Here is a 25,764-nt window from a genome sequence, read left to right as displayed (position 1 = left end):
GTTTTGCTGTAAGATAAAACTCTAATTTTTCCCCATTATGTGTTAATTGCGTTTTAACTGCCCAATTCATTTTTTGCCCAGTTCGGATCATCTAACATTTGATGTACACGTTTCTTATCAACATCATTTTCCCATACACCAATCACTAAAGTTGCGACACAATTACCAATCAAGTTGCTTACTGCTCTTAAAATACCAATCAGCCAATCCACTGAAAGGATCAATACCAAGCCAATCGCAGGGATAACAGGAAAGCTGGATAAAGTCGCAGCGAGTATAACGATTGCTGATGCAGGAATACCATGTGCTCCTTTTGAGGTAAACAAGGTGATTAAAAGAATCATGATGAGGTCTGAAATTGTTAGATGAACGCCTGTCGCTTGCGCAATAAATACAACAGCAAGGGTGAGATAAATTGAAAAGCCATCTAAGTTAAAAGAGTAACCCGAAGGAATGACGAGGCTTACTGTAGAGTCTTTTATCCCTAATTTTTTTAGTTTATACATCACTTGCGGTAATACCGAATCAGAAGATGATGTTCCACATACAATGGTGATTTCTTCTCTAAAATAGCGAATAAGCTTAAAAATATTGAAGCCTAAGAGTTTTAATACCAGACCAAGTATTACGATCACAAAGAAAATCACAGTTGCATAATAAATTAAAACCAAATAGCCCAGATTAAGTAAAGTTTCTATTCCAAACTTTGCTACGGTAAAAGAAATTGCACCAAAAACGCCGATAGGGGCCAGTTTGATGATGATGGACATGATTTTAAAAATAACTTGAGATATTTTGTCGATAAAAGAGGCAACAGGTTCACTGACATCTTTAGACAGCATAGATAATGCAACGCCAAATAAAATTGAAAAGACAACCACTTGCAGAATATCATTTCCTGTAAATGCACCCACAGCAGTTTGAGGAATCATATTTAAAAAGAAATCAGCTACACCTGTAACTGCATGGATATTTTCATTGTACTTGTTCATTTGGGACGCATCTAAAGTCGAAATATCCACGTGCATACCATGCCCAGGTTTAAATATATAGGCTGCGGCTAAGCCTAAAATTAGAGCGATAGTAGTCATGATTTCAAAATAAATCAGTGTTTTTATTCCTACTTTCCCAGCTTTTTTTAAGTCTCCTGCACCATAGATTCCTAATACAATGACGCAGAATATAAGTGGAGCAATCAACATTTTGACAAGTTTGACAAAGCCATTACCAAACACTTGAAAATTGATCGCAATATGAGGCAAAAAGTAACCGAATAAACAGCCAATCACCAATGCAATCATCACTTGTAAAAATAAAGAGCGTTTAATGAGCTTCATTGAGGAGATTCATAACTAAAAGGTCACTTGAAAAAGCAATAGTTATGCCATTTTTTGAATGAATAATTTTTGGTCTTTTCTGTAGTTTTTGTTGTAGTGTTATTTGATTGTTTGATATATAGGCTACTTAATGCGGTATTCGATTATTTATAGATTAAAAAATAAAAAGGATATATAACAAGCCTTAAAAGAATCTCCTAAAACATTTAACAATAAGAAGCTAAAACTTGTACATCTGCAATCGTATTTTTTGTTAGCTTGAAATATACCGTATTGTTGGAGTAGGAAAATGACTAAAAAAGTACTATTCATCACTTCAAATTCTGGCGTTGAGCATGATGAGCTTAAAAAACCTTTAGACTTTTTGACGAGCAAGGGCATAGAAAGCATTCACGCTGCGATTGAATTAAAAGATGTACGAACCGTTGTTCATGATGATGAAAAATCGGTGTCATATAGTCCGCATGCGATTTTGGAAAAAGTAGATCCAAGTGATTATGATTTGCTGGTTATTCCAGGGGGAACGGTCAATGCCGATCAATTGAGAATTGATGACAATGCTAAGAAAATCATTCAATCATTTATAGATCATAAGAAACCGATTGCTGCCATATGTCATGGACCATGGGCTTTAATCAATGCAGAAAGAATTAAAGATAAAAATTTGACTTCATATAAAAGTATTCGCATAGATTTAGAAAATGCAGGTGCAAACTGGATAGATGAAGAAGTTCATCGTTGTAATACGGGTGGATGGGTACTCATTACATCGCGTAGTCCAGATGATATTCCTGCCTTTAATGAGGCGATATTAAAAGAATTGGAATAAGTGAATAGAGTAGGCTAGGCAAAGTGTAAGTTTTTGAGATAGCCCTTTAATCGAGGGTTATTTCATACAATCTTTGAATATGTTGGGTTTTAATTCCTCACACAGAACCTGATATTCTACGTTGATGATTTTCAAAACTTTGTCGATTCTCAAAAACTTCATGCACATCCCAAATTAAGGGATTTTGGCTTTGTTTGACCTCAAAAGAAATACAACCTTGTTCTTGTCTGGTTAACTTGATATGTTCTGGAAGATACTTGATTACGATATTTAATTCATGTTCAGAAACACAGATTAACTGACCACATAGCTTAACCATAGCATTCTCATTGATAAAATATAGCTGTTGTTTTATGTAGGCGTAGTACTAGTCTTGCATATATTATTATTTTTTTTTGCGTAAAAATTTAATGCGCATTTTATTCGATCTTTCATAAATCAAAAATGATCATGTTGAGTGATTTATATTGGTATTGATGGTTAGGATCAAGGCGTATGTTGATCTATGGTTTAGAAATGACTTATGAAAGGAGCCTATAGAATTGCTTATAGATAACTTAATAAAGAAGCAGATATTAAAAAACCACTTAGGATTAATGCACCTAAGTGGTTGTCTTATTTGGTGGGCCCGCCCAGACTTGAACTGGGGACCAACGGATTATGAGTCCGCTGCTCTAACCAACTGAGCTACAGGCCCTTCATCAAGTGAATTGATTAATTATCAACTACTTGGAACGTGTGCAATACTATCTAAGATTTTAGAGTTTATCAAGTTTTTTTTACAAGTAGACTGTAGAGAATAGCTTGATATAGTGTTTAGCATTGCGACAGCTAGAGATTCTATATAGGTCTACACCAAGAGTAAAGCTGACAAAGACATTTATTGATCAATTGGAGCTTAGATCTACGATTTATCGAGACAAGATTTATCGAGACAAGGAGTTGATTGGCTTTGTTGTAAGTGTAAATAACAGCGATAAAACTTACTGTCGCTGAAAGAAATTTCTTGGTAGATCTGTGCGCACGACTTTGGATATATGGAAATATCAGTCTAGGGAAAGCGTATGACTTAGCACAGGGGAAATTGCTACAAATGGCATAAGGAATAAATCCAACCATAAAAAAGCAAAAAATATTAGAGCAGCAACAACAATTAAATATCGAGAAAAAGTAGTCTACAGCAGCTATAGCAAACTAAGCTTTTATGGATTACCTCAATTTAAAGTCTCTTCAAGCAAGATCAATTATGGATTATATAATCAAAAATAGATCATTTAAAAATAGCTACACATTACTCTAACTTAGCTTTGCCAGCTTGCAAGCATATAGATCACAATCGCAATTAAAAATAGACCCACTAAGAGTAAAATATATTTAGGGATTCTACGCTTTTCTTGTGCTTTTTCAGATCTTTCTTGAGCGGTTGAAGGGTTGTTATCATGTTGCATCTTAACCTCTAAGATTTATCAAGTGATTAATTTATATGGTGGACTAATCTCATCAATACTGTGTGAATAAATGTTGTTCAAAAGTGATCAATGTAGATTAAATGAAAGATTAAGTATTAAATGAAATGATGCTTTAAAATAAGGGCTAGTTATTTTTAAAATAAAAACATAGTGTTAATTGGTATTCTATATTGAGTTAAAATAAATAAGCAGGGCTTAAATTCACAAGTACTTACAACACTAAACAGCGAATAAAATAATCTATGCTATAAAAACAATGCTTTTATTTAACGTTATATGGAGAAGTGATTATGTCTGTAGGTGATAAATCAGCATATACAGCAAAGCAGAAAAGACAAGCGCAACATATTTATGAAAGTGAGAAAAAACAAGGTCGCTCAGATGAAGATGCAGAACGTATTGCTTGGGCGACTGTAAATAAGCAGGATGGTGGTGGGAAAAGAAAAACGCAGCATTCTTAACTGATTAAATCCACCTCGGTGGATTTTTTATTTGCTAAATAAACTATTAATTTCCAAAAACTCAATGAGAGCATCCTAAAGATGATTTTTAAAGTTTACTTATAGGGTTATTTGAAATATTACACCGTTAGTCATTATCCATATTACTACTTATAAATTCTAGAATAGAAAATATATCAACAAGCGAAAAGAGTGAATATCAATATGCAATTCAATACTGGGGCAAGCGCCTTGATCTTATCAATGAAGGCGAAAGACAACGCCAATTAAGGTTAGATGAAGATATGAAAGTCTTAAAAATAAGATTTAATCAAATATAAAACGCTCGATGAAATTCATCGAGCGTTTTATATGAAATAAGTGTCAATCTACTTCAGAACGAGACACATATAAAATTGAATATAACTCAGTTGTAATAGGCCAAATCTATACTTCTAGCCAAGTGTCTTTAACCTCTTGAGAATCTTTAGTTAAGATAACTTTTTCGCCTTTTATCTCACCAACCCAAGATGTTGGGATGAGATGGTGATGTCCATCGCCATGTTTAGTCAGCTTAATTTGGTCTGCTCCAACAAGGTGATCTACCTCACCAACTTTGGTTCCACAAGAGGCAATAACATCGGCATGATTCTTAATACTTTCAACATTGATAGAAGTCATTTGATACTTTCCTATTGAAATGTGATTTGAATATTTACCTTATATGAAATAGGTAGGTGAGTCTTGGTCTGAAATGAAAAGGCTACAAGACAGCCAAAATAATTACTTAATGAATTAAATTTTATACATGGTAATTTTTTGAAATTAATGATAAATGAAGCCATTACAGTATTTAAGTTGCTGTAATGGCTTCAGGTTTTAACAGATAGACTTAGAAACGATAACCTACACCAAGGTAAGTGATCAGCGGGTCGATCTCAATTTTAGTTTTAGCCTGAATAAGCTTTGCATTGTTGTTGGTGTTGAGGACGGTAATGGTTGCAGTATTGTCTAACTTCGCATACGAAATAGAGGCAGTCGCAAACCAGTTTTGTTTAAAGTCATAGGTAAAACCAGCAGTAACAATCGGTGCAATGGCATCAGTAGCATCTACCTTAACTTTCATGTTGCCGCTTGATGGCTTTCCTTCTAGAGAAGCGCCTGCTTTACCATCATGAATGTTTTGAATCATATGTCCAGCACGTATCAAATCATTTTCAATCCCTGAATTAATTTCGATCTCGTTGAAGTAGGCATACATTAAACCAGCACCTACAAATGGTCTGAACTTATTGACACCAGATTTACCAAAATAGTACTGCGCTTGTATTGCAGGCGTCCAAGCTCTAGCAGATGCAGCAGTGTTATAACTATCCAAATCTGTAATCAAAAGATTGTTTTTTAAATACAAATCGCCTACTAAGCCTTGAAGTGGCTGAGATGTTGCTGAAAAGGGTGCATAGACAGTACCTTTCCCTTTTAGATCAACTTTTGGTGGAATCCCTGCAATCAATTGAACGGCAACATTGTCAGTGACATTATAAGTAAACATCATACCTAGCGTGTCTACATCCTCAACTTCCAAACCAGCATCCGCTGACCAGTTGGCAATCCCATTGATTTCAGCAATTCCTGTTAATTGGTCAATTAAGGTTGGGTCGTCTGCCATGATTACATCTAGCAGGTCATCAAATAAATATCGTCCTTCTTCATTACTTGGTGCATTGAGCAAGCTAATTAGGTCGGGATTCATTGCATCAATACGAGATTGATCGACATTGTTTAAAATGGTTTGGCCTGTAATTACACCCACAGCAGCTTTAGTACCATTACCTACAGAGGTGTTAATCCTAAAAGGTTGTGCTTTCCCCATTGATGACATATGCAACCAACCTGAAGAAACAGAGAAGCGTTTAAAATCTTCAGCTTGGCTTATTCCCGCAATACACAAGAGTGAGGTTGTAACGATGGCTTTTTGAAAGATCTTTTTTATTTTCACTTTGATTCATCCTTTTAAATACAATCACTGTCTTCTTGACAATGAGATTATTAAAATTACATAAAATAACCAATAAGTAGAGTAAAAACTCTAATTTAAAAACAGTATTAAGACTTAAAAGTTAATTAATAATGATTGAAAAGTAATATAAAAAACATAAAATCATAGAGTTGTTTGAAAATAATGTATTTTTAAGTATATTTTTCATATAAATAAAGTATTACAAAATAGTGACATAGTTTTACTTTTTGATAAATTTACTTTACTTTTGATTATATTGAAAAAATTATAAGATAAATTAGTAGATCTAAATTTAATTATTATTCATAGAATATTTTTGATGAATTATCGATATAAGTTGTATTATTTTTCCCGCTATAAAATACAACTTATAAAGAAATGAACGATTATAAAATAGCGAATAAAGCATAAAATGATCAGTTAATGCCTATTGATTAGCATTTGTTTAAAATCCAATACATGTGATTACAATTTGAATCGCCAAAATAATAAGACAGATTATTCCAACAGCATAAGAAATACTGCGCCATGGTTGAATTGCACGGAGATAGGTGACTGTATGTGTGATTCTTGCAATCGTAAAAATACAAAAGATCCAGACAATAAAATCACTGCTAAGATTTAATACTATACAAAGCCCTCCAAGCACCCAAAACACGGGAATATTTTCTAGATCATTTGCCCAAGCTTGGCTGGCTCTGGTCACTTGTGGTAGTTCTTCGGGTCTGGCTTGAACACTAACAAAATTAGCATCTTCGGTATTTTTAAACGCTTTATTCTTTATACGATAAAATCCTTGATAACAAGAGATTGCAAGCATTTTAAAAAAAAGCAAAACCACACAAAATGCATAGATATGTAGTAGATTATTCATAGATCCCCATTTATTTTATATGCTTTAGAAGTAAGTGTATCTATTTAAAGTGATTTTTAAACTTTGTCGAGCGAAATTTTTAGAAGCAGTTTTAATGCTCTATGACTCTGATTTAATTTTCGGAGGGGAGGTAAAATAAAAATGAATAATTAGAAATTTAACCATAATTGAAAATTAATCGAGTGCTTTTAACGATGATCTAAGTTTTGAGTCAATGAGAGCTGCTGCTGAGTGTGTTGAGTTATACGATGATCTAGTCAGATTTGTGGTTATTGAGTGGGAATAATATGCAGTGTCACTTTTTTCGTTTTTCTAAATAAATTTCAAATACGCTCCATGTACAAATCAAAACAAAGACTAAGGCACTTACGCCAAATAGGGGCATCAACATATTGCAATCCTTTTGCAGATAAAATTTTGGAGCTTATGGCGCAATTAAGACTAAAGTCTAAATGATTTTAACATGATAAAAAATATTGATTTGAGTTTTATTATTGAGATTATGATTTATATGGATGTTTTTTATGAAAAATTTATATTTTGTCCTAGAGGAAGTTAGATGATATTGGTGCGATTAACGATTTCCTATTTTAAGCATACATTTCGGTGTAGCAAAACAAAGGTTTAAAATGACAAAAATAAATATACAAATGTAAAAAATAAGCACAATAGAGATTGTCTTTTTAAGCTTTTACTCGGACAATTCGCAAATTATGATTTTATGATGTTAGGTATTTATGAAAAAGATGTTGGGAGAACTTACTTTTAAGCTCTCAGGTTGGTCATATGAAGTTGATCAAAGTGTATTAGAAAAAAAACAAGTCATCATCGGTTTTGAACACACATCCATGATGGATGCTGTATTGTCATTGGCAATTTTTCAAATTCATGACATTAAAATCCATACTTTAATTAAAAAAGAATTATTTAAAGGGCCGTTGAAACCGATTTTAGAAAAAATTGGTGGTATTCCTGTAGATCGAAAGTCAAACAAAGACATCGTTTCACAAATGGTTGATCTGTTTCAGAGTAATGAAGAATTTAATTTGGTGATTGCGCCAGAAGCGACTCGCGCAGAACGTGGGCAAGCACGTAAACCGATCCGTACTGGTTTTTGGCATATCGCAAAAGCAGCTGGTGTTCCTATTGTTTTAATGTATGCAAACTCAAAAACAAAACAGGGTGGGATCTTTGGAAAAATTTACCCAACAGATCTAGATCAAGACTTAGCAGAAATTAAACGTCTATATAAACAACATACAGGGCTCGATATTGTGATTCCTGAAGCAAAAAAATCTTAATTTGCATTAAATCTAAAAAATAAGCACTTTCTCATAAAAAAGTGCTTATGGTAGAATTGTCGCAATTTGATATGGCATGAAGCCAATCTACAGGAGCATATTTCGCATGGCGGGTCATTCCAAGTGGGCCAATATTAAGCATCGCAAAGCAAAACAAGATGCAAGTCGTGGTAAAGTTTTTACCAAATATATTCGTGAATTAACCACAGCAGCAAGACTTGGCGGTCCTGATGTGGGAAGTAACCCTCGTCTACGTGCTGTTGTCGAAAAAGCACTTTCAGTGAATATGACACGTGACACGATCAACCGCGCTATCCAGCGTGGTGCTGGTGGTGAAGATAACGATGACTTAAAAGAAGTCACTTATGAAGGTTATGGTGTGGGTGGTGTTGCGGTTATCGTAGAAACCATGACAGATAACCTTAATCGTACTGTGCCTGATGTACGTCATTGTTTTTCTAAAACCAATGGTAACTTAGGTACAGCGGGTTCAGTGGCATACTTGTTTACCAAACGTGGTGAGATTACTTTTGAAGATGTTTCTTTGGAAGATAAAATCATGGACGTGGCTTTGGAAGCTGGTGCTGAAGATATCGAAGTGAACGAAGATGAAATCTTAGTAATCACTACACCAGAAAGCTTTGGTGATGTACAAGATGCTTTGACTGCTGCTGGTTTAAAATCTGATAATGCAGAAGTGGTTATGAGCCCATCAACAAAAGCATTGATTGCTGATGTGGATCAAGCAAAACTCATTGTGAAAATGATTGATATGTTTGAAGATCTTGATGATGTTCAAAACGTATATACCAACGTTGAATTCACAGATGAAGTATTGGCTGAATTAGACAGTTAAGTCTGATTCGAGTTGATAAAACGCACCTTTGGGTGCGTTTTTTATTGAGAGAATTTATTGCTGATTTAAAACAGCGGAAATAAATTTATTTTTTTCAATCCGATAATCGATCATATCTAAATTTTCACAACGTTTTTTTAGATCATTGTACGTTTGCACCAGTTCAGGCGATTGCCTAAGTCTATCTCTAAACTTAATAAATGACTCAAATTCAGAACCTTTGACAACCAGTTGAAAGGCGACATCATCACCATTGAGCGATTCCAACATACACAGTTGATCCGTTCTCAGTGTTGCTAATTTTTCTTGAAAATTTAAGCCATAAAGTTTTTGAATTGCATCATTAAATTCAAATTGATCCACTGCAATATAAATGTCTAAATCTCCTTTAGAGATTGCATTTGGAATCGAAGAGGCGCCAATGTGCTCAATCTCTGCATTGGTTAAAAGTGCTTTGATTTGAGTTTTATAATACGCAAACCGTGCATGACATAGTGGTTGATATTCTTCGGCTAAATAAAATCTCATAAAAAAGACCCATTCAAATACAATCTGATATCTTTATTTAAATTCGATTGAGTAGGCCAGTACAATTAAACACGCGTTTATATTCTTTAATCACAAAGCTTGAATGTAGTGCAACCACATGCTCAATTTTACCAATCCGTTTGAGTAAAATTTCACTGTAATTCTCCATATCTTTAGCGATAACTTCGACAAGGAAATCAGCGGTTTGCCCAGTCACTAAAAAGGCGTTAATCACTTCAGGGATGTTTTCGAGTTCTTCTAAAAATTTAGCAAAGGTATCGGTGTCATGTTTGCTTAGGGAAATTTGTAAAATGACATGTAATTTAAAGCCTAATTTTTCAAAATTGATATCACGCTTTAGATTGGTCATGATATCAGTTTCGATCAAGTGTTTGATACGACGATGGACAGAACTTACTGACAGGTTAATACGTTCTGACAATTCATTTAGATTGATGTCTTCATGGGTTAAAATTTCTAAAATTTGTTTGTCGTAACGATCCAGTTCCATATTTTTATCCAGCTTGAAAAAATTTTCTGTATTAATGTAGATTGATTTTTATAGTTTTTCAATATTTGAATCATTTTTGAGAATAAATATCATAAAACGCTAGGTTATGGAAAATAAAGCAGTTTAAATCTGATGGCATACTGTGTTGAACCATATCATGATGATTTTGCAAATGACCTGTTGAAAACATTGAGCGAATCGATAAAACCTAACCCAGAGGATTAAAGATTATTTTTAGTTATTGCTCCTCTATAAAATTTTTACTTTATACTGATTAAAATTGAAAAGTTTATCCACCCATGCTTGAACACGATCTAGAACTTACCGAATCTGAAATGCATCTCTATTCCCGTCAAATTCTGCTGGATGGTTGGGATATTGAGGCGCAAGAAAAATTAAAACTCGCCAATGTACTGATTGTTGGTTGCGGTGGAATAGGGTGTACCACAGCCGAATTGTTGGCACGTGCTGGTGTTGGGAAAATTAGTCTGATTGATGCTGATACGGTTGAAATCAGTAATTTACAAAGACAAATTGCCTACGTTGCTCAAGATGTCGGGTTTTATAAATCGGAGATCTTGGCCAAGAGATTACAAACAATTAATCCTTTTATCCAAGTGGAAAGCTATACCAGTAAATTGGATGAAAATAATGCGCAAGCATTGATTGCTCAGCAAGATTTAGTCTTAGATGGTTGCGATAATTTTACCACCCGTTATCTGGTGAATCACATCTGTACTCAGCTACATATCCCACTGGTTAGCGCGTCTGCGATTGGTTTCCAAGGCCAGCTCTTTATGGTTGACGGTGATTCAGCTTGTTATGAATGCTTATTTCCCAAAGCGCAACAGCATAATGAAAGTCTGCGTTGTGCTGACTCTGGTGTATTGGCCACCACACCCAATGTCATGGCAAGTTTACAGGCACATCATGCACTTCTATATTTAGGTTTGGCAAAAACCCCACTGAAACAAAAATTGATGCTTTGGGATGGGTTAACAATGAAACAACGAATTTTAGCCTTTGAAAAAGATAGAGATTGTACAAACTGTCAGGCAAGCCATACTGCAAATGCTGATTAATTTGCTACACTTATACAAATTCAATTCAATGTTGACATTATGAAAAATAATATCTTTTTAGATGGTCTGCGTTCAGTTGCCCGAGTTGGGGAAACTGCTGTTATCGCTGCCAAAGCTGGCATTAAATACGCCACTGAAAAACCAAGTAATGCCAAACTGATGCGTGAAACCTTTGAATCATTAGGCTCAACTTATATTAAATTGGGTCAATTTATTGCCAGTACACCATCTTTATTTCCTCGTGAATATGTTGAAGAGTTTCAAGGCTGTTTAGATCAAACGCCTTATTTACCTTTTAGCTATGTTCAGGACGTATTGGAACAAGAATTTGCTGGACGTAATTTAAGTGAAATCTTTGCATCTATTGATGAAAAGCCTCTTGCTTCAGCGTCTATTGCTCAGGTTCATGCGGCCAAATTGGTGACTGGTGAAGATGTTGTAATTAAAGTGCAAAAACCAGGTGTTGAAACTATTCTTTATACCGATTTAAATGTTTTGCACTGGGCAACAAAGGTGTTGGAAAAAGCGATTCCAAAAGTAAAATTCGCTTCATTGGCAGATATTGTTGATGAAATTAAAACACGTATGGTACGTGAAGTTGATTTTATTGAAGAAGCACAAAATTTAGATGATTTTGTGAATTATCTTAATGTGTCACAAAACACCGCAGCAACAGCACCAAAGGTCTATCATCAATTTTCAACACGTCGTGTACTTACCATGCAACGCCTGTATGGTGTGCCACTGACTGATTTTGATGTGGTGAGAAAGGTCGCAAAAGATCCATCTCAAGTGCTGATTACCGCCATGAATACTTGGTTTGGTAGTTTGATGTTATGCCAGTCTTTCCATGCTGATTTGCATGCAGGTAATCTGATGTTGCTTGAAGATGGCCGTATTGGTTTTATTGATTTTGGTATCGTTGGACAGTTAAAACCTGAAGTTTGGCAAGCATGTATGGCATTTATGGATGCTTTACAAAAGACTGATTACAAGTTGATGGCTGAAAATATGTTGGGTATGGGTATGACCAGTACTCAAGTCGATACGCAGGTTTTGGCAGAAGATTTAGAGCGTTTATTTAGTGGGGTACTGCTTGCGGATCCACAAAAAATTATGACGTCGAATCCATCGGATTTAAATGACATCATGATGGATATGGTGGGTGTAGGCGAGCGTCATGGTATTCGTTTCCCACGTGACTTCGCTTTATTATTTAAGCAAATGCTCTATTTTGATCGTTTTATGCGTGTTCTTGCGCCATATACCGATATTTATGCTGACCAACGTTTACAGATGGTGCAAAATATTGATCCTGTGTCGCTGTTAAAACATTGATATAGATGTTTTCCCTTTGTGAAAAGCTGGCTGAGTTTGATTGTAAAATCTTACTTGGCCCTTTTTAAAAGAGCATTTTTTATTTACATTGAGAATTTATAAACGTCATGGATGCAATTATCATTGAAGGGCTGAAAGTTGAGACGGTGATTGGCTGCTTCAATTGGGAACGGCAAATTATTCAACCTTTAATGTTGGATCTCCATATTCAAACCAGTTTAGAACAAGCGTCTAACTCAGATGAATTGGTCGATACGTTGAACTATGCTGAAATTTGTGAAATTTCTGCCAAAGTGATTCAGGATGCTGCGCCAAAATTGATCGAACATGCGGCCAAATTGGTGTTGAATACGCTTTTCTCTACCTTTCCGCCTATTGAATCGATTATGATTACGATCCGTAAGCCTGCCATTATCCCGCAAGCAAATTCTGTAGGAATTCGTCTTGAACGACACCGAAATGATATTCGCCCTAGCTCTAGCGAGTAATCGCGATCCACAACAAAATTTTCAAAAAGCATTTGCTCAGATTGCCCATTTGGGAATGGTGTCATTTTCTCCAATCTATTTGATTCCATGCCGTGATGGAATTGGTGCAGATTATTGGAATGCTGCATGTTTGGTTCAAAGTCAGCTGTCGGTAGATGAAATGCTGTCTTTATTAAAAAAGATGGAAGCAGACTCAGGTCGTGTACGCCCATCACATCAAATTTCGTTGGATATTGATCTCATTGCATGGGGATTTCATTTAACTGCAATGCAATTTAATCCAAAGAAACTACCATTGGCGTTGGATGTTAAAGTGCCGATGTCTGATCTTTGGGAAGATGCATTATTCAAACATTCCGCAGATCAATTTCCAGTTATCATTTTATAGTCTTTAAAATAACTAGGTTAAAAACAATGTATTTTAAGCCCTTGGCATTATTCAGTTGTGTGCTTTTATTCAGTGCATGTCGCCATTTACCTGAATCATCCGTTACACCAGCACAAGCTGTAAGTGAAGTGCAAACCTTACAACAGCGAGATAACAATCTTAAGCAAAAAGTGAATGCTTATACACAAGATCAAGCTTTATTTGATGTGGCATTTGATGATCTCAATCAAGATGGGCAAGATGAAGCCATCGTGCTTTTAAAAGGGCAAGATTGGTGTGGGTCAGGTGGTTGTACAATGCTGATCTTTCAAGGAAAACCTAATCAACAGTTTGACTTTTTAAGTAAAACAACCTTGGTGGATACGCCTGTCTACGCCACAACATATATGCATAATGGTTGGAAGCAATTGCTGGTTTATAGCCGAAAGCATGGGCAAGTGATGTTGAAATTTGATGGAACTCAATATCCGCTCAATCCATCTTTATTGCCTGTCGCAACTGCAAAATTGGCACCGAATACAGCTAAATTACTTTTGGGTGTTGCTGAGTAGTTTTTTATTTTAACCCACAGCTCTATATCAAAATGTGGGTTAAACAGACCCTAGTAAAATGCTAAAAAACAAGCCCAGCAAGTGGGCTTGTAAATCAGTTAAATCATACTGTTAGATAAAATAACTGGTCTTGGTCATCAGTTTAGAAATTGCAGTCATGGTGATCTTGACTGGAATAGGCAGCTCTACACCACCAGCAGTTAATGCTGTATCACGATGATGTAGCTCATCTTCATTCATCTGCACCAATATTTTACGTGAGCGTTCGTCTTGAGCTGGAAGCTGACTGATATGGTGTTGTAAATGTAAGCTGACTTGGCGTTCAGTTTCAGCCACAAAACCTAAACTGTATTTATCGCCTGCAATGCCAGCAAGCGCACCCATACCAAAAGAAAGACCATACCATACAGGATTCAGCAAACTGGTATGACTGTCGAGCTCTTTTAAACGATCTTCACACCAAGCCAAGTGGTCTTGTTCTTCAATTGCTGCAAATTCCATTTCACGACGTACATTTGGAAGTTTGGCCGTTAATGCCTGCCCATGATAAAGCGCTTGAGCACAGACTTCACCACTATGGTTAACGCGCATTAAGCCTGCAACATGGCGTGCTTCACTGACAGCCAGTTTGGTTTCGACTGCATTGGACGGATTGCTTCTTTGTGCTGAAGTTGCACCAGGTACTAAACTTCTTAAAGCTTGGTCAAATGAATTGATCAATTTATCGATGCCAGTATATTGACGCATATTAGTCCTCCAAAGAAACCTGAGTTGTCGCTATTAATGGTTTTAAACGAATTAATAACCAAGTACTAAAAATAGCACTCAGCACAGCTGTGATACAGAATAAGATTTTAATATCTATTTTCAAAATACTTAAGATGAGAATAGAAAAAATTGCCGATGAAACCATGAATATTGCATTAAAAATATTATTAGCCGCAACCACACGCGCACGGTGTGATTTTGGGGCATAGGCTTGCATCATGGCATAAAGTGGAACAATGTAAAAACCTCCACTTATACCCAATAAGGTCACTGCAAGCATGACATGATAATAAATTGCCCCTGAATTAAACATATCAGAAATCGCAATCAGATCACCGGTACGTTCTGGAACAAAAGCCAAACTAGCTGCTAAATAGAGTGCGAATAGCGTTAAACCAATCGCACCAAGCGGTACCATTTTGATATTCACCTCTGCACCGCCAATTTTACGGCACAGTAACGAGCCCACGCCAATACCGACAGAAAAAAATGTAAGCAATAAACTAACAACATTTTCATTGGCATGCAGGTTTTGCTGTGTTAGCTGGGGAATTTGTGTGAGGTATGTTGCACCATAAAACCAATACCAAGAATTGCCTAAAAGTACGATAAAAATTAATGGTAAACTTTTAGCATAACGAATGGTTTGGAAACTTGTACGGAAGAAATTCCAATCGATTTCTAAATCTTCATTTGAAGTAGATTGTTTAAGAACAAAACGACTGGATAAATAACCCACCACTGCAATAGAGACGATGGTTAAGCAAATCCAGATCATATTGCCTTGTGATAGCGAAATGACTGCACCGCCTAAAATCATCCCAATTAGAATTGCAATCGATGTGCCTGACTGAAACAGGGCATTACCTGACATTAGTTCATTGGGTTTTAAGATTTCAGGCAAAATCGCATATTTGATTGGCCCAAAAAAAGTACTGTGCGTACCCATTAAAAATAAGGCGAAGAGTAAAATCCAAAGATTGCCCAATAAAAAACCTGCCGAGGCGATCAGCATGATGATGATTTCTAAAATTTTAATACTTCGGACTAAAAATGAGCGTTCGTATTTATCTGCAATTTGACCTGCGGTCGCAGAGAAGATGAAATAGGGTAGAATAAACAGTAACGCAGCGAGATTGTTGAGTGTGCTGATATTGGCAGACTGATGATGAATCCAACCATAGGTAATGACGAGTAATAATGATTGTTTATAAACATTATCATTCAGGGCGCCAAAAAACTGGGTAAGGAACATCGGTAAAAAACGTCGTGTCCCTAAAATATGCTCATTTTTTTCCATTGTAGACGACTTCATTTAGTTATATATAAGAAATGTGTTGAAATGGTAACTATCTCTCAAAATCATGTATCATGTTTTTAACTTAAATCATGTGTAAAACCAATTGGTTTGGGTATTTGAAAGATTTTTAATAATTGATCTTTCTACAAATAAATTTAGGTCATTCGAGCTTGGTATGCCAGCAAAAATTAATTTTAAAAAATCTGTGCTTTCACATAGTGTACATTTACACTTTGACCGTTATCATATCAATAAACTGATATGTTCAAGTGTTTTTTTAAGTGTTTTTGCGATCCCTGTCAGTTATGCCGATCAAATACAAAGCAATCAGAACGTGCCATCAAGCTCTGAAACCATCAGTACAAGTTCTGAAAAAATCAGCAATACTCAAGAACAATTAGAATCTGCAGCCATTCAACAAGGCGTACCCAACGAAAAGATCGACCAGTTAGATCAGAAAATTCAACAAGCTCAACAAACTGATCAAGTCGATAGTGTTAAAATGCTTGAACAACAAGAAAAAAATATGGGGGTGCAAGATGATTTTAAGCCGATCCAATTTGAAGATCTTGAAGAGTTACCTGCTGTTGCTGTGGATCAGTCTTTAGCAAATGAAATTTATAAAGTTGCAGAAGATGCAAAAACAGATGCGCAGAATTTTCGTAATGGGGTGACCAAAGCACCTCAAGTCGAAGTGACTAATGCGACCCAACAAGAATTAAATGAAATTACGCAAGCGCCAGTCAATGTTGATCAGCTTATACAAACCATTCGTGCGGACAATAAAATTTCTGTAGAGGAAAATCAATCGGGTAAAACCTTGGTTGATAATACACAGAGTAATAGCGATGAAGAAAAGGCTAAACCTGGTTTCTTTAAAAGTTTAGTCAATAAAATCCGTGGGCCGCAAGACAACGGTGTACCAATTCCAAAAATTGGTGTTTCCGTGACGGGTGCACCTACGGTCCTAGCAACTAACTTAAAAGCAAAATTAGGAACCTTTACCCAAGAAGCATATTCTGATTTTAATGGCTCGGTGCCACAGTTAAGAACACTGGCGGTACAGGCTGCTCAAGCAGTAGGTTATTACAATGCAGAATTTAAGTTTACTAAAATCGATGATACCCATTTAGGGGTTAAAGTCACCCCACATGATCCAGTCAAAGTGGCTGAACAAAATATTGAGTTTACAGGGGCTGGCTCTAAACTGGCACAGTTCCAAGTTATTGGCGTACTTCCTGATTTAGAAGAAGGTGATATTCTCAATCATGGTGCTTATGAATCTACAAAAAGCCGAATAGTAGATGCAGCATCGAATAATGGATTTTTTGATGGTTATTGGCGTTTACATGATGTCAAAGTTGAACAACCGCAAAACAAAGCCAAAATTGATTTAAAGTACGAAACGGGCGATCGTTATAAATTGCAAGATGTTGAGTTTAGAATGAGTGACCCTTCTAAGCCACTTCCGATCGATTTAAAAATCTTAAAAACCTTAGCGCCGTGGGAAGATGGTGCGGATTACACTGCATGGCGTGTCAATGGTTTAGCAAATAACTTAACCAACTCACGTTATTTTAACTATACCTTGGTTGATGCGATTAAACCGGATGCAATTGTAAAACCACTTGAGCTTCCCGCGGATCTGCAAGCTTTGGTAGATCAGCAAAAAATCACTGAAACAACATTGTCTGCGCAAACCAATGCCGATAAAGTGCATTTGTCAGATAAAGAAGTGACCCAAAATGTGGTCAATGAAAATCAGTTTGCTGGAACGCAAGGTGAAGAGGTCAATCCGAACTTAAAGCAGCTTCAAGCACAACAGAAAGAAAAAGAATCCGATGATGATCTATTAAAAGATCAGGCACGTGAGAATAAAAAGATTCCTGTGATTGTGACTTTAAATGCGGATCGCTTAAACAGTTTAGAAACTGGTATTGGTTATGGGACTGATACAGGGGTACGTTTACGTAGCCAATATAGACGTGCGATCGTCAACCATTTAGGGCATTCTTTTGATGCCAATATGGAATTGTCACAAATTCGTCAAGCCATTGATGCTCGCTATAACATTCCTTATAAACATCCATTAAATGATTACTTCAGTTTGGTTGCGGGTTATGAGAGAGAAACCCGTGATGGTATTGGTAATGACATGGATTTGGTTATTGAGTCTGCGGTAGCTGGGGTAGACCGTATTATTAAAGGGTCCAGAAAAGAGTGGCAGCATATTCTTGGTGTGCGTTATCGTTTAGACCGTGTTACTCAAAATGGTCCTGTAGATATTGCCAATATTCCTGATGCTTTTTTAATTCCTGGTTCAAATCAAGAACAGCAATCATTGTTGTTGGGTTATGAAGCAACCAAAACAACCAGTGATAATCGGATCAATCCAACACGCGGATATAAGCAAAGTTATAAAATTCAGCTTGGCAGTAAATCTTTACTTTCAGATACGGATATGGCGATTACCAGTGCAGATTGGAAAGGCTTATATTCTTTTGGTCAAAATGATAATCATCAGGTGGTTGGTGGTTTGAATGTCGGCTATATTTTTGCCAAAGATTTTGAACAAGTTCCTTATAATTTAAGATATTTCGCTGGTGGGGATCAGAGTTTGCGAGGCTTCGATTATAAGAGTCTATCCCCAACGGAATATGGCTATAAAGTCGGTGGTCAAGGTTTGGCTGTCGGTTCATTGGAATATAATTACCAATTTAAAGAGGGGTGGCGTGGCGCAATATTCAGTGACTTTGGTAATGCTTACGATAAATCATTTAGTAACGATACCCAATATAGCTTAGGCTTAGGAATCCGTTGGAAGTCACCAATTGGTCCGATTCGAATTGATGTTGCATCAGGTGTTTCAGATCCTGCTCGCCCAATTCGACTGCACTTCTTTATTGGTTCACAACTTTAATTAACTAAAAATATAAGAGAAATACTGGAAATATTATGGCTGATGAAGAACATCAAGATGTTCAAAATGAACAGCAAAATGATCAACTAAAGCAAGCGCAGACACCGAAGAAGCGTAATATATTGCGTAATATTCTGATGTCATTGCTTTTGGTCATTATTTTATTGATTGCTGCATTGGCTGTGATGTTTAGTACCGATAAAGGCAGTAAGTTTTTATTGGATCGGGTTGCTTCCAGCCAGAAAATTATTGATTACCAATATGAAGGCGGTAACTTGCTTCAAGGGATCATACTTAAAAATGTTTTGGTCACTCTCGCTGCGGTTGATGTCAAAATTGATCGTGCGGATGTTTCCTTGGGTTGGCGCGCAATATTAGATAAAGAAATTCATCTGAGTCATGCTGATGTTAACAATTTAAGAATTATCAGTAAAACACCACCAAGCGATGAACCCTTTAAGTTTAGCGAAATCAAGTTACCCTTTGTTTTACGTTTAGATGAAGCAAATGTAGATCATATGCAGTTTCAAACCGCATCTACAAAAATTGACTTTAACGATATTCATTTAGAAAATGCATTGTGGTCGGGTACAGAGCTGAAGTTTGAAAACTCTAAAATGGACATGGGCTATTTATCTGTAAAAGATGCGACAGGTAATATGAACTTTAAACAAGGCGATTATCCGCTGAATGCTAAGGCAATTTTGCGGATCCCAAGTTTAAAAAGTCTAAATGTTGAAGATATTTATGTACATGCGCGTGGCTCACTCGACACGATTAAAGCGGGTGTTGCGACTAAAACGCCTGATCTCTTAACAGGCTGGGCGGTGATCCATCCGATGCGTCATGATGTTCCAATGAATGGTGCTTTGGTTTTTAAAGATTATCATTGGCCGTTGTTGCAGGAACAAGAATTACTGTCTAAAAATGGCTTGGCGAAATTTCAAGGCGATGTAAAAGGCTTAAGCTTAGACATCAACACAGACATTAGTGGTAAAAATATCCCACAAGGTCAATATACCGCTTTAGCACATACCGATTTAACCAATCAGTTGAATATTAATAATTTAAATGGTCAATTGATGGGTGGTGCTTTAAATCTTGCAGGTTTGGTCAGCTGGCAAGATCATGTGCATTGGGATGTACAAGGCCGTTTAGATCGAATCAATCCAAAAGATAAAATTATCCCACAAGTGATTCAAGACTTTTTACCTGTTTCCCTTGATGCCAAAATTGGTTCAGTGGGCGAATTAAAACAAGGCATGCATTTAACCGCCAATGTTGATTTTGATAAATATGAAGCTTGGAAGGTTAAATTAGATCAAGCTGAACAAAAGGGTAAAAAGCCTGAACCGATGTTATTGGGTGTTAACTGGAAAAATATTGACCGAGCAGTGCCTTATGTGGGTTGGTTAAGCAGTGAACAAGGTCAGGTTGAAGTTGCACTGGTTGACGATCAGCAAAATATTCATGTGGCAACCGTTGTACGTCAACATGAAAAAGGCAGTTTACCTGAGGGCAAATACACAGCTCAGTTAGACCTAAAAGGCAATGATCTACACGTACCAGCATTTGAATATGTGGCAACGAAAGGTAGTTTATCTGGAAATGCAATCGTTGAATTACCTACTGAAAAACGCCAGTTAAAATGGAATGCCTTGCTCAATGCAAAAGATTTTAATCCACAAAGTATTGTCGCAACAGCACCAGTAGATTTAATCAATGGGCAGATAAAAGCCAATGGTTTTGCAAAACCAAATCAACAATTGATTAATTTTGATGCGATTAATTTAACTGGGCGACTTGCAAATCAAGCCAACCCTGAAACAATCCAATTGACAGGTAAAAGTACAGCCGCAGTTATTTTCAATGATGCTAATGCTGGTGGAGCGTTTAAAGGCTTTGCTGTGAATTATGACGGGGCATTAAATGCGTCACAGCTAAAACAAGGCAGTGGCTTATTAAAGATCAGAGTTGCGGGTACACCAGAGCTAATAAAAATATCGGAGCTACAGCATGATGGTGTTGCAGGAAAAATCTTAGCCAATGGCTTGGTGCATATCAGCAATGGCATCGGTTGGGATATCAACGCATCTTTGGTGCGTTTTAAACCACAATATTTTGTTTCTTCTGTCCGTGGTGAAGTTTCTGGGAATGTGAAGACTCAGGGGAATTGGTCAGATCGTCTGAAGAGAATTAATATTCAACAATTGAATATTGCAGGCATGATCAATAACAAACCCTTAAGAGGACGCGGTAACCTTGCAGTTGTTTTAAATTCTGATTTAAAAGGCTTGATGCCACAGCAATTTGAAGCCAACAACTTATTTTTGTCTTATGCCAATAACCAAGTTCAGGCGACAGGAAATGCACAGAATCTACGATTAAAAGTCAATGCACCTGCATTATATGAGCTTTATCCGGGATTGCGTGGCACAGCATATGGTTATTTGAATCTACAAGCACAGCCACGTCTGAGTGCAACTGCAAACCTCACAGTCGATAATTTTAGTTTTAATGATAGCCTAAGCATTAAAAAATTAAGCTTAAAAGGTGAATTACCAACCTCTGAAACTGTAGCGTCGAAAATGGTGGCGCAAATGGATACTTTGCGCAGTGGAAACCGTGAAATTCAGCATGCAGGGATTACACTTTCTGGAACACGTAAAGCACATTTATTACAGCTTCAGGCATGGAACTATTATTCTAAGTTCTATGTGCAGCTTGCAGGTGGATTTAATGCGCAGAATGATTGGTTGGGTCAGATTCAAAAAGGTGAGTTTGACTCAGTAAGAGCACACTTATTACAACAACAAAATGCACCGGTTATTTTTAACGCGTCAAAATCGGAGTTATATGTTGGGCAGCATTGTTGGTCAAGTCAGCAAAGCCAATTGTGTTTTGATCAACCGATCCGCGCAAGTCAGCAAAATGGTAATGTTTCCTTTGTTACTAAAAATTTAGATCTGAATGATTTTGCTGCGTTTATGCCAGAAGGTTTGGCACTGACGGGGAAATTAAATGGTTATGCAAAAGCATCATGGGCGAAAGGTGCACAGCCTAAATTAGATGCTAAGCTGGTTACTCGTAATGGGCAAATTGGTATTGCGGCAGAAGATCCGAATGATCCTTCAACTTCAATGAACTATGACGAAGCCAGTGTAATTGCAAAAAGCATAAAAGATGGTTTGTTGTTACGTGTTGATTTAAAGGCGCCGAATGTTGGAACAGGCTATGCCAGTGTCATTGTCAATCCATATGTTGAGTCTAAGCCGATGCGTGGTGAGGTGGCATTTAATGAAGTTCAGCTGAAAATTTTAAAACCATTTATTGCTGATGTACGTAAACTCGATGGGACTTTATCACTTGCAGGAAAAATTAACGGTACGCTGACACAACCATTGTTTGATGGTGAAATGCGCTTGAAAAATGGTGAAATTAGTATGATTTCACTGCCTGTGAGTTTGAATAATGTTCAGATTTACACTTCAATTCGTCAAGACGTTGCAACAATTAATGGTGCATTTAACAGTGGTCGTGGTGTCGGTAAAATTAATGGCAGTATCGATTGGAAAAATGATCCACATATACAATTACGTCTCAATGGCGATAAATTGCTGATTCGTCAAGCACCGTTGATCACAGCAGTTGTCGATACCGATATTGAATTGGATGCTTTACCTTTAAGTAAGAAACTGACCGTGAAAGGTAAAGTTGATGTACCTAGTGCATTAATTTCAATGCCTGAATCCAGTGCAACAGTAGTCAATGTGTCACCTGATGTCCGTGTAGTAAAAGAAGGTCAAAATCAGCTGGCCGTGCTTAAAGCAGCACAGCCGTGGTCTATACGTGCAGATGTTTCAGTAAACTTGGGTGATAAGGTTATTTTCCAAGGCTTTAACAGTCGTATTCCATTGGTGGGTCGTCTTTACCTTTCTCAACGTGGTTTGGAAACTGCAATGCGTGCCAATGGTGCGATTGGTGTCAGTCAAAAAGTAACCGTTGAGGCTTATGGTCAGCGCTTAGACTTAAATCGTGCCATTGCTCGTTTTAATGGCCCATTGTCTAATCCTACATTGGATGTCGATACCAATAAGAGTATTTCTGGAAGTACCGTAGGCCTACGTATTACAGGCACAGCTTCTAGTCCAAACATTCAAGTTTATAATGATGCTGGTTTGTCTGATCAGGAAGCGATGAATGCTTTAATTACAGGACGTATTAATGAAGGGTCCAGTGGTTTAAGTAATGCTGAAGGATTTAAATCGGATGTAAACAATACGATTGCAGCAGCAGGGATCAGTTTGGGGCTAGGTGGAACACGTGCATTTACCAACCAAATTGGACGTACATTTGGTTTAAGTGGTTTGTCATTTGATGCACAAGGTACAGGCGATGATACGCAGGTTAGTTTGACGGGTTATATTACCCCAGACCTGTATATTCGCTATGGTGTGGGGGTATTTACACCGGTGAATAAACTGACTTTACGTTATCAAATGAATAAACGTTTATATCTGGAAGCCAGCCAGTCTTTAGAAAAAGCTATTGACGTGTTCTATCATTGGAGATTCTAGCCATGGATAAAACATTTTAGATGCAATCGGCATTGAAATGTAGTTGATCAATATTGAAAAACTCGGATTACGATCCGAGTTTTTTATGCTTATATCAAATGAGATGAATCATTGAGCTAAACAAAGCGCATGGTAAAATGCTTGGAATGTGAGCAGCGCAACGATCTTGTACATAGCTATTAAAAGCCAATAGGCGAGTATATTAAAGATCTTTATGTTGCACTTGTCTTGCTGATTTATACTGGTTGTTTAAGACTGATCATGGGTTGAATATTTAATTTTTTAGAAGTAGAAAAGCCCAATAAAATATTGGGCTTTTAAAACCGATTTGAAGATGGTGTTACACGCTAAAACGCTTCAATGGTGTTATTCAGTGAATAACACATCACCATATTGTTCACGTAAATCACGCTTTAACATCTTACCGGTACCTGTTAAAGGAATGGATTCAACAAAAATAACTTTGTCCGGGATTTGCCATTTCGCAATCTTATCAGCATAGTAATCCAATAGATCTTGTTCAGTAATGTGACTACCTTGCTGTTTAATCGCAATCACCACTGGGCGTTCATCCCATTTCGGGTGGTTTGCTGCAATCACAGCAGCCATCGCAATTTCAGGATGATTCATGGCAATGTTTTCAAGCTCAACAGAAGAAATCCACTCACCACCTGATTTAATTAAATCTTTGGCACGATCGCTTAACAGTAGATAGCCGTCCTCATTAATCGTGGCGATATCACCGGTATCAAACCAACCATCGGCACTTAATGCTTTTTCAGATTTTCCATAATAAGATTCAATAATCCAATGGCCTTTTACTTGTAGATTCCCCGTACTATGTCCATCACGAGCAACTTCATGTGTACCATTTTCTTCATCGGTAATACGTAAATCTACGCCGAAAGGTGGGCGACCTTGAGACAAGCGAACTTTAAATTGTTCTTCTTCACTTAAATTTAGGTGTTTGGCTTTGAGTTGGTTGCCTGTGCCCAATGGGCTCATTTCAGTCATGCCCCATGCATGAATAGTTTCGCAATGATAGATGTCTCTAAATGCTTTCATCATCGCAGGTGGGCAAGCTGAACCGCCAACGACATTGCGTTTAAGGCTTTCAAGAGCGCTACCAGATTGTTTTGCTGCGGCAAGTAAGCCTTGCCAAATCGTTGGTACACCGAGCGCAATACTGACTTTATATTCATCAATCATTTGTACTAAGCTGGCACCATCTAGACCCGGCCCCGGGAGTATCAATGTACAACCGACCATTGCTGCGGCATAAGGTGTACCCCAAGCATTGACATGGAACATGGGAACCACAGGTAACATAATATCTTTTGCAGATAAATTTAGTGAGTCGGGTAGTGCGATCGCATAGGTGTGTAAAATGGTTGAGCGATGACTATACAAAGCACCTTTTGGATTGCCCGTTGTTCCTGAGGTATAGCAAAGCGAACTTGCGGTATTTTCCTCAAAATTTGGCCACTCGTACTGTACAGAATGTTCTGCAATCAGCACATCATAGAATTTAACATCTGGGAGGGCATCAGCAATATCTTGGTCAAAAGCACCCAGATAGACGAAATGTTCTACATTAGGGGTAAGGGCTTTCACTGCTTTGATTAGCGGTAAAAAGGTTTTATCAAATAACACCACTTTGTCTTGAGCATCATTGATAATAAAGATCAATTGTTCAGGAAAAAGTCTAGGGTTGATAGTGTGACAGACCAAGCCACTTCCGGAAATTGCATACCAAGATTCAAGATGACGATGATTATTCCATGCAATCGTTGCAACTCGGTCACCTAAGCCTAAACCCAGTCCAGCAAGTGCATTGGCAAAGCGTTTCGCGTTTTCACTTACATGTGTCCAATCTGTCTTTGTAATCGTGCCATCGGTATTTTTTGAAATAATCGCAGTATCACCATGATAACGCGTAGCATGCTCAATGAGGCTACTGATTAACAATGGTTGCTGCATCATACGTCCTTGCATATAAAATTCCTCTATAATCTTGTTGATAGGCTTAAATTGTATTTTTCTCAGAAGCTTTCTAAGTGAAAAAAATTGTTAAATAGAAAAAGCTATCATTTCATCCTATATAAAAGTCAGATTAAATCAAGCTTAAAAACAATATATTTTTGCAACATTTTTATTATTTTAACCAATAAAAAACAATAGCTTAGT

22 protein-coding genes and 1 tRNA gene are annotated in these 25,764 nt (G+C 37.0%); 11 read left to right on the top strand and 12 right to left on the bottom strand.

Translation table 11 applies throughout. From position 1 onward, the window contains the following. Positions 1 to 53: 53 nt before the first annotated feature. Positions 54 to 1,337 (bottom strand): C4-dicarboxylate transporter DctA, encoded by a 1,284-nt coding sequence (gene dctA / locus AC07WY_RS03515; RefSeq protein ID WP_494735719.1) that lies wholly within the window; start codon positions 1,335 to 1,337, stop codon positions 54 to 56. A 289-nt stretch (positions 1,338 to 1,626) separates the two neighbouring features. Between dctA and AC07WY_RS03510 the strand changes: the two genes are divergently transcribed. Then, on the top strand, positions 1,627 to 2,166 hold the full coding sequence (locus AC07WY_RS03510; protein WP_494735718.1) for a type 1 glutamine amidotransferase domain-containing protein: 540 nt from the start codon (positions 1,627 to 1,629) through the stop codon (positions 2,164 to 2,166). Between the two features lie 97 nt (positions 2,167 to 2,263). Here the strand turns inward: AC07WY_RS03510 and AC07WY_RS03505 are convergent, their stop codons facing one another. The 3 genes from AC07WY_RS03505 to AC07WY_RS03495 form a co-directional block, all read right to left on the bottom strand. Continuing rightward, a complete protein-coding gene (locus AC07WY_RS03505) occupies positions 2,264 to 2,485 on the bottom strand; it encodes a putative quinol monooxygenase (protein WP_494735717.1) in 222 nt (73 codons plus the stop codon). A gap of 301 nt (positions 2,486 to 2,786) precedes the next feature. After that, positions 2,787 to 2,863: transfer RNA gene (locus AC07WY_RS03500), tRNA-Ile, on the bottom strand. 604 nt (positions 2,864 to 3,467) lie between these two features. Continuing rightward, on the bottom strand, positions 3,468 to 3,614 hold the full coding sequence (locus AC07WY_RS03495; RefSeq protein ID WP_262085851.1) for a hypothetical protein: 147 nt from the start codon (positions 3,612 to 3,614) through the stop codon (positions 3,468 to 3,470). A gap of 311 nt (positions 3,615 to 3,925) precedes the next feature. Here AC07WY_RS03495 and AC07WY_RS03490 point away from each other — a divergent pair, with 311 nt between their 5' ends. Then, positions 3,926 to 4,096: a hypothetical protein gene (locus tag AC07WY_RS03490; RefSeq protein ID WP_004821078.1), complete on the top strand. Its 171-nt coding sequence runs from the start codon at positions 3,926 to 3,928 to the stop codon at positions 4,094 to 4,096. Positions 4,097 to 4,522: 426 nt separating this feature from the next. Here the strand turns inward: AC07WY_RS03490 and AC07WY_RS03485 are convergent, their stop codons facing one another. The 3 genes from AC07WY_RS03485 to AC07WY_RS03475 form a co-directional block, all read right to left on the bottom strand. After that, the gene (locus AC07WY_RS03485; RefSeq protein WP_004721027.1) at positions 4,523 to 4,756 is read right to left on the bottom strand and encodes a DUF2171 domain-containing protein; all 234 of its coding nucleotides are present in this window, start codon (positions 4,754 to 4,756) and stop codon (positions 4,523 to 4,525) included. Between the two features lie 211 nt (positions 4,757 to 4,967). Further along, positions 4,968 to 6,074, bottom strand: a complete 1,107-nt coding sequence (locus tag AC07WY_RS03480) for an OmpW/AlkL family protein (RefSeq protein WP_494735716.1) — start codon at positions 6,072 to 6,074, stop codon at positions 4,968 to 4,970. A 466-nt stretch (positions 6,075 to 6,540) separates the two neighbouring features. Further along, complete coding sequence (locus tag AC07WY_RS03475; protein ID WP_494735715.1) at positions 6,541 to 6,969, bottom strand: MAPEG family protein; 429 nt, start codon at positions 6,967 to 6,969, stop codon at positions 6,541 to 6,543. A gap of 737 nt (positions 6,970 to 7,706) precedes the next feature. Here AC07WY_RS03475 and AC07WY_RS03470 point away from each other — a divergent pair. Both AC07WY_RS03470 and AC07WY_RS03465 read left to right on the top strand, forming a co-directional pair. Beyond that, positions 7,707 to 8,270: a 1-acyl-sn-glycerol-3-phosphate acyltransferase gene (locus tag AC07WY_RS03470; RefSeq protein WP_262085856.1), complete on the top strand. Its 564-nt coding sequence runs from the start codon at positions 7,707 to 7,709 to the stop codon at positions 8,268 to 8,270. Between the two features lie 106 nt (positions 8,271 to 8,376). Then, positions 8,377 to 9,126, top strand: coding sequence for a YebC/PmpR family DNA-binding transcriptional regulator (locus AC07WY_RS03465; RefSeq protein ID WP_004821088.1), 750 nt, complete (start codon positions 8,377 to 8,379; stop codon positions 9,124 to 9,126). A gap of 54 nt (positions 9,127 to 9,180) precedes the next feature. Here AC07WY_RS03465 and AC07WY_RS03460 read toward each other — a convergent pair whose 3' ends face one another. Both AC07WY_RS03460 and AC07WY_RS03455 read right to left on the bottom strand, forming a co-directional pair. Beyond that, positions 9,181 to 9,654: a GrpB family protein gene (locus AC07WY_RS03460; RefSeq protein WP_494735714.1), complete on the bottom strand. Its 474-nt coding sequence runs from the start codon at positions 9,652 to 9,654 to the stop codon at positions 9,181 to 9,183. A 37-nt stretch (positions 9,655 to 9,691) separates the two neighbouring features. Continuing rightward, the gene (locus tag AC07WY_RS03455; protein WP_004721004.1) at positions 9,692 to 10,165 is read right to left on the bottom strand and encodes an Lrp/AsnC family transcriptional regulator; all 474 of its coding nucleotides are present in this window, start codon (positions 10,163 to 10,165) and stop codon (positions 9,692 to 9,694) included. 299 nt (positions 10,166 to 10,464) lie between these two features. Here AC07WY_RS03455 and AC07WY_RS03450 point away from each other — a divergent pair, with 299 nt between their 5' ends. The 5 genes from AC07WY_RS03450 to AC07WY_RS03430 all read left to right on the top strand — a co-directional run bounded on the left by AC07WY_RS03450 (position 10,465) and on the right by AC07WY_RS03430 (position 14,012). Beyond that, positions 10,465 to 11,247 carry a HesA/MoeB/ThiF family protein gene (locus tag AC07WY_RS03450; protein ID WP_262085859.1) on the top strand — a complete coding sequence of 261 codons (783 nt, stop codon included), beginning with the start codon at positions 10,465 to 10,467 and terminating at the stop codon, positions 11,245 to 11,247. A 39-nt stretch (positions 11,248 to 11,286) separates the two neighbouring features. Beyond that, on the top strand, positions 11,287 to 12,585 hold the full coding sequence (locus AC07WY_RS03445; RefSeq protein WP_004721001.1) for an ABC1 kinase family protein: 1,299 nt from the start codon (positions 11,287 to 11,289) through the stop codon (positions 12,583 to 12,585). Between the two features lie 107 nt (positions 12,586 to 12,692). After that, positions 12,693 to 13,073: a dihydroneopterin aldolase gene (folB, locus tag AC07WY_RS03440; protein ID WP_004720998.1), complete on the top strand. Its 381-nt coding sequence runs from the start codon at positions 12,693 to 12,695 to the stop codon at positions 13,071 to 13,073. After that, positions 13,030 to 13,461: a 2-amino-4-hydroxy-6-hydroxymethyldihydropteridine diphosphokinase gene (locus AC07WY_RS03435; protein ID WP_262085860.1), complete on the top strand. Its 432-nt coding sequence runs from the start codon at positions 13,030 to 13,032 to the stop codon at positions 13,459 to 13,461. Before folB ends, AC07WY_RS03435 begins: the two co-directional genes overlap by 44 nt. Positions 13,462 to 13,487: 26 nt before the next feature. After that, complete coding sequence (locus AC07WY_RS03430) at positions 13,488 to 14,012, top strand: COG3650 family protein (protein WP_494735713.1); 525 nt, start codon at positions 13,488 to 13,490, stop codon at positions 14,010 to 14,012. Between the two features lie 111 nt (positions 14,013 to 14,123). On the opposite strand, the gene coq7 is transcribed toward AC07WY_RS03430, so the two are convergent. Both coq7 and AC07WY_RS03420 read right to left on the bottom strand, forming a co-directional pair. Further along, positions 14,124 to 14,759 (bottom strand): 2-polyprenyl-3-methyl-6-methoxy-1,4-benzoquinone monooxygenase, encoded by a 636-nt coding sequence (coq7, locus tag AC07WY_RS03425; RefSeq protein WP_004720993.1) that lies wholly within the window; start codon positions 14,757 to 14,759, stop codon positions 14,124 to 14,126. A 1-nt stretch (position 14,760) separates the two neighbouring features. Next, positions 14,761 to 16,080 carry an MFS transporter gene (locus tag AC07WY_RS03420; RefSeq protein WP_004720991.1) on the bottom strand — a complete coding sequence of 440 codons (1,320 nt, stop codon included), beginning with the start codon at positions 16,078 to 16,080 and terminating at the stop codon, positions 14,761 to 14,763. A gap of 175 nt (positions 16,081 to 16,255) precedes the next feature. On the opposite strand from AC07WY_RS03420, the gene AC07WY_RS03415 reads away from it, so the two are divergent. Next, a complete protein-coding gene (locus AC07WY_RS03415) occupies positions 16,256 to 19,000 on the top strand; it encodes an autotransporter assembly complex protein TamA (RefSeq protein WP_494735712.1) in 2,745 nt (914 codons plus the stop codon). A 35-nt stretch (positions 19,001 to 19,035) separates the two neighbouring features. After that, positions 19,036 to 23,577, top strand: coding sequence for a translocation/assembly module TamB domain-containing protein (locus AC07WY_RS03410; RefSeq protein WP_494735711.1), 4,542 nt, complete (start codon positions 19,036 to 19,038; stop codon positions 23,575 to 23,577). Positions 23,578 to 23,943: 366 nt separating this feature from the next. Here AC07WY_RS03410 and AC07WY_RS03405 read toward each other — a convergent pair whose 3' ends face one another. Next, complete coding sequence (locus tag AC07WY_RS03405; protein WP_494735710.1) at positions 23,944 to 25,572, bottom strand: long-chain-fatty-acid--CoA ligase; 1,629 nt, start codon at positions 25,570 to 25,572, stop codon at positions 23,944 to 23,946. Positions 25,573 to 25,764 lie beyond the last annotated feature (192 nt).

This window comes from Acinetobacter sp. GW821-FHT01C12, from assembly GCF_059422625.1.
This window is presented reverse-complemented; position numbering and strand designations above follow the sequence as displayed.

What these genes read in the sequence shown, in the direction of transcription:
- dctA (WP_494735719.1), bottom strand. Translation starts at nt 1,337, where the DNA reads ATGAAGCTCATTAAACGCTCTTTATTTTTACAAGTGATGATTGCATTG.
- AC07WY_RS03510 (WP_494735718.1), top strand. Translation starts at nt 1,627, where the DNA reads ATGACTAAAAAAGTACTATTCATCACTTCAAATTCTGGCGTTGAGCAT.
- AC07WY_RS03505 (WP_494735717.1), bottom strand. Translation starts at nt 2,485, where the DNA reads ATGGTTAAGCTATGTGGTCAGTTAATCTGTGTTTCTGAACATGAATTA.
- AC07WY_RS03495 (WP_262085851.1), bottom strand. Translation starts at nt 3,614, where the DNA reads ATGCAACATGATAACAACCCTTCAACCGCTCAAGAAAGATCTGAAAAA.
- AC07WY_RS03490 (WP_004821078.1), top strand. Translation starts at nt 3,926, where the DNA reads ATGTCTGTAGGTGATAAATCAGCATATACAGCAAAGCAGAAAAGACAA.
- AC07WY_RS03485 (WP_004721027.1), bottom strand. Translation starts at nt 4,756, where the DNA reads ATGACTTCTATCAATGTTGAAAGTATTAAGAATCATGCCGATGTTATT.
- AC07WY_RS03475 (WP_494735715.1), bottom strand. Translation starts at nt 6,969, where the DNA reads ATGAATAATCTACTACATATCTATGCATTTTGTGTGGTTTTGCTTTTT.
- AC07WY_RS03470 (WP_262085856.1), top strand. Translation starts at nt 7,707, where the DNA reads ATGAAAAAGATGTTGGGAGAACTTACTTTTAAGCTCTCAGGTTGGTCA.
- AC07WY_RS03465 (WP_004821088.1), top strand. Translation starts at nt 8,377, where the DNA reads ATGGCGGGTCATTCCAAGTGGGCCAATATTAAGCATCGCAAAGCAAAA.
- AC07WY_RS03460 (WP_494735714.1), bottom strand. Translation starts at nt 9,654, where the DNA reads ATGAGATTTTATTTAGCCGAAGAATATCAACCACTATGTCATGCACGG.
- AC07WY_RS03455 (WP_004721004.1), bottom strand. Translation starts at nt 10,165, where the DNA reads ATGGAACTGGATCGTTACGACAAACAAATTTTAGAAATTTTAACCCAT.
- AC07WY_RS03450 (WP_262085859.1), top strand. Translation starts at nt 10,465, where the DNA reads ATGCTTGAACACGATCTAGAACTTACCGAATCTGAAATGCATCTCTAT.
- AC07WY_RS03445 (WP_004721001.1), top strand. Translation starts at nt 11,287, where the DNA reads ATGAAAAATAATATCTTTTTAGATGGTCTGCGTTCAGTTGCCCGAGTT.
- folB (WP_004720998.1), top strand. Translation starts at nt 12,693, where the DNA reads ATGGATGCAATTATCATTGAAGGGCTGAAAGTTGAGACGGTGATTGGC.
- AC07WY_RS03430 (WP_494735713.1), top strand. Translation starts at nt 13,488, where the DNA reads ATGTATTTTAAGCCCTTGGCATTATTCAGTTGTGTGCTTTTATTCAGT.
- coq7 (WP_004720993.1), bottom strand. Translation starts at nt 14,759, where the DNA reads ATGCGTCAATATACTGGCATCGATAAATTGATCAATTCATTTGACCAA.
- AC07WY_RS03420 (WP_004720991.1), bottom strand. Translation starts at nt 16,080, where the DNA reads ATGGAAAAAAATGAGCATATTTTAGGGACACGACGTTTTTTACCGATG.
- AC07WY_RS03415 (WP_494735712.1), top strand. Translation starts at nt 16,256, where the DNA reads ATGCCAGCAAAAATTAATTTTAAAAAATCTGTGCTTTCACATAGTGTA.
- AC07WY_RS03410 (WP_494735711.1), top strand. Translation starts at nt 19,036, where the DNA reads ATGGCTGATGAAGAACATCAAGATGTTCAAAATGAACAGCAAAATGAT.
- AC07WY_RS03405 (WP_494735710.1), bottom strand. Translation starts at nt 25,572, where the DNA reads ATGCAAGGACGTATGATGCAGCAACCATTGTTAATCAGTAGCCTCATT.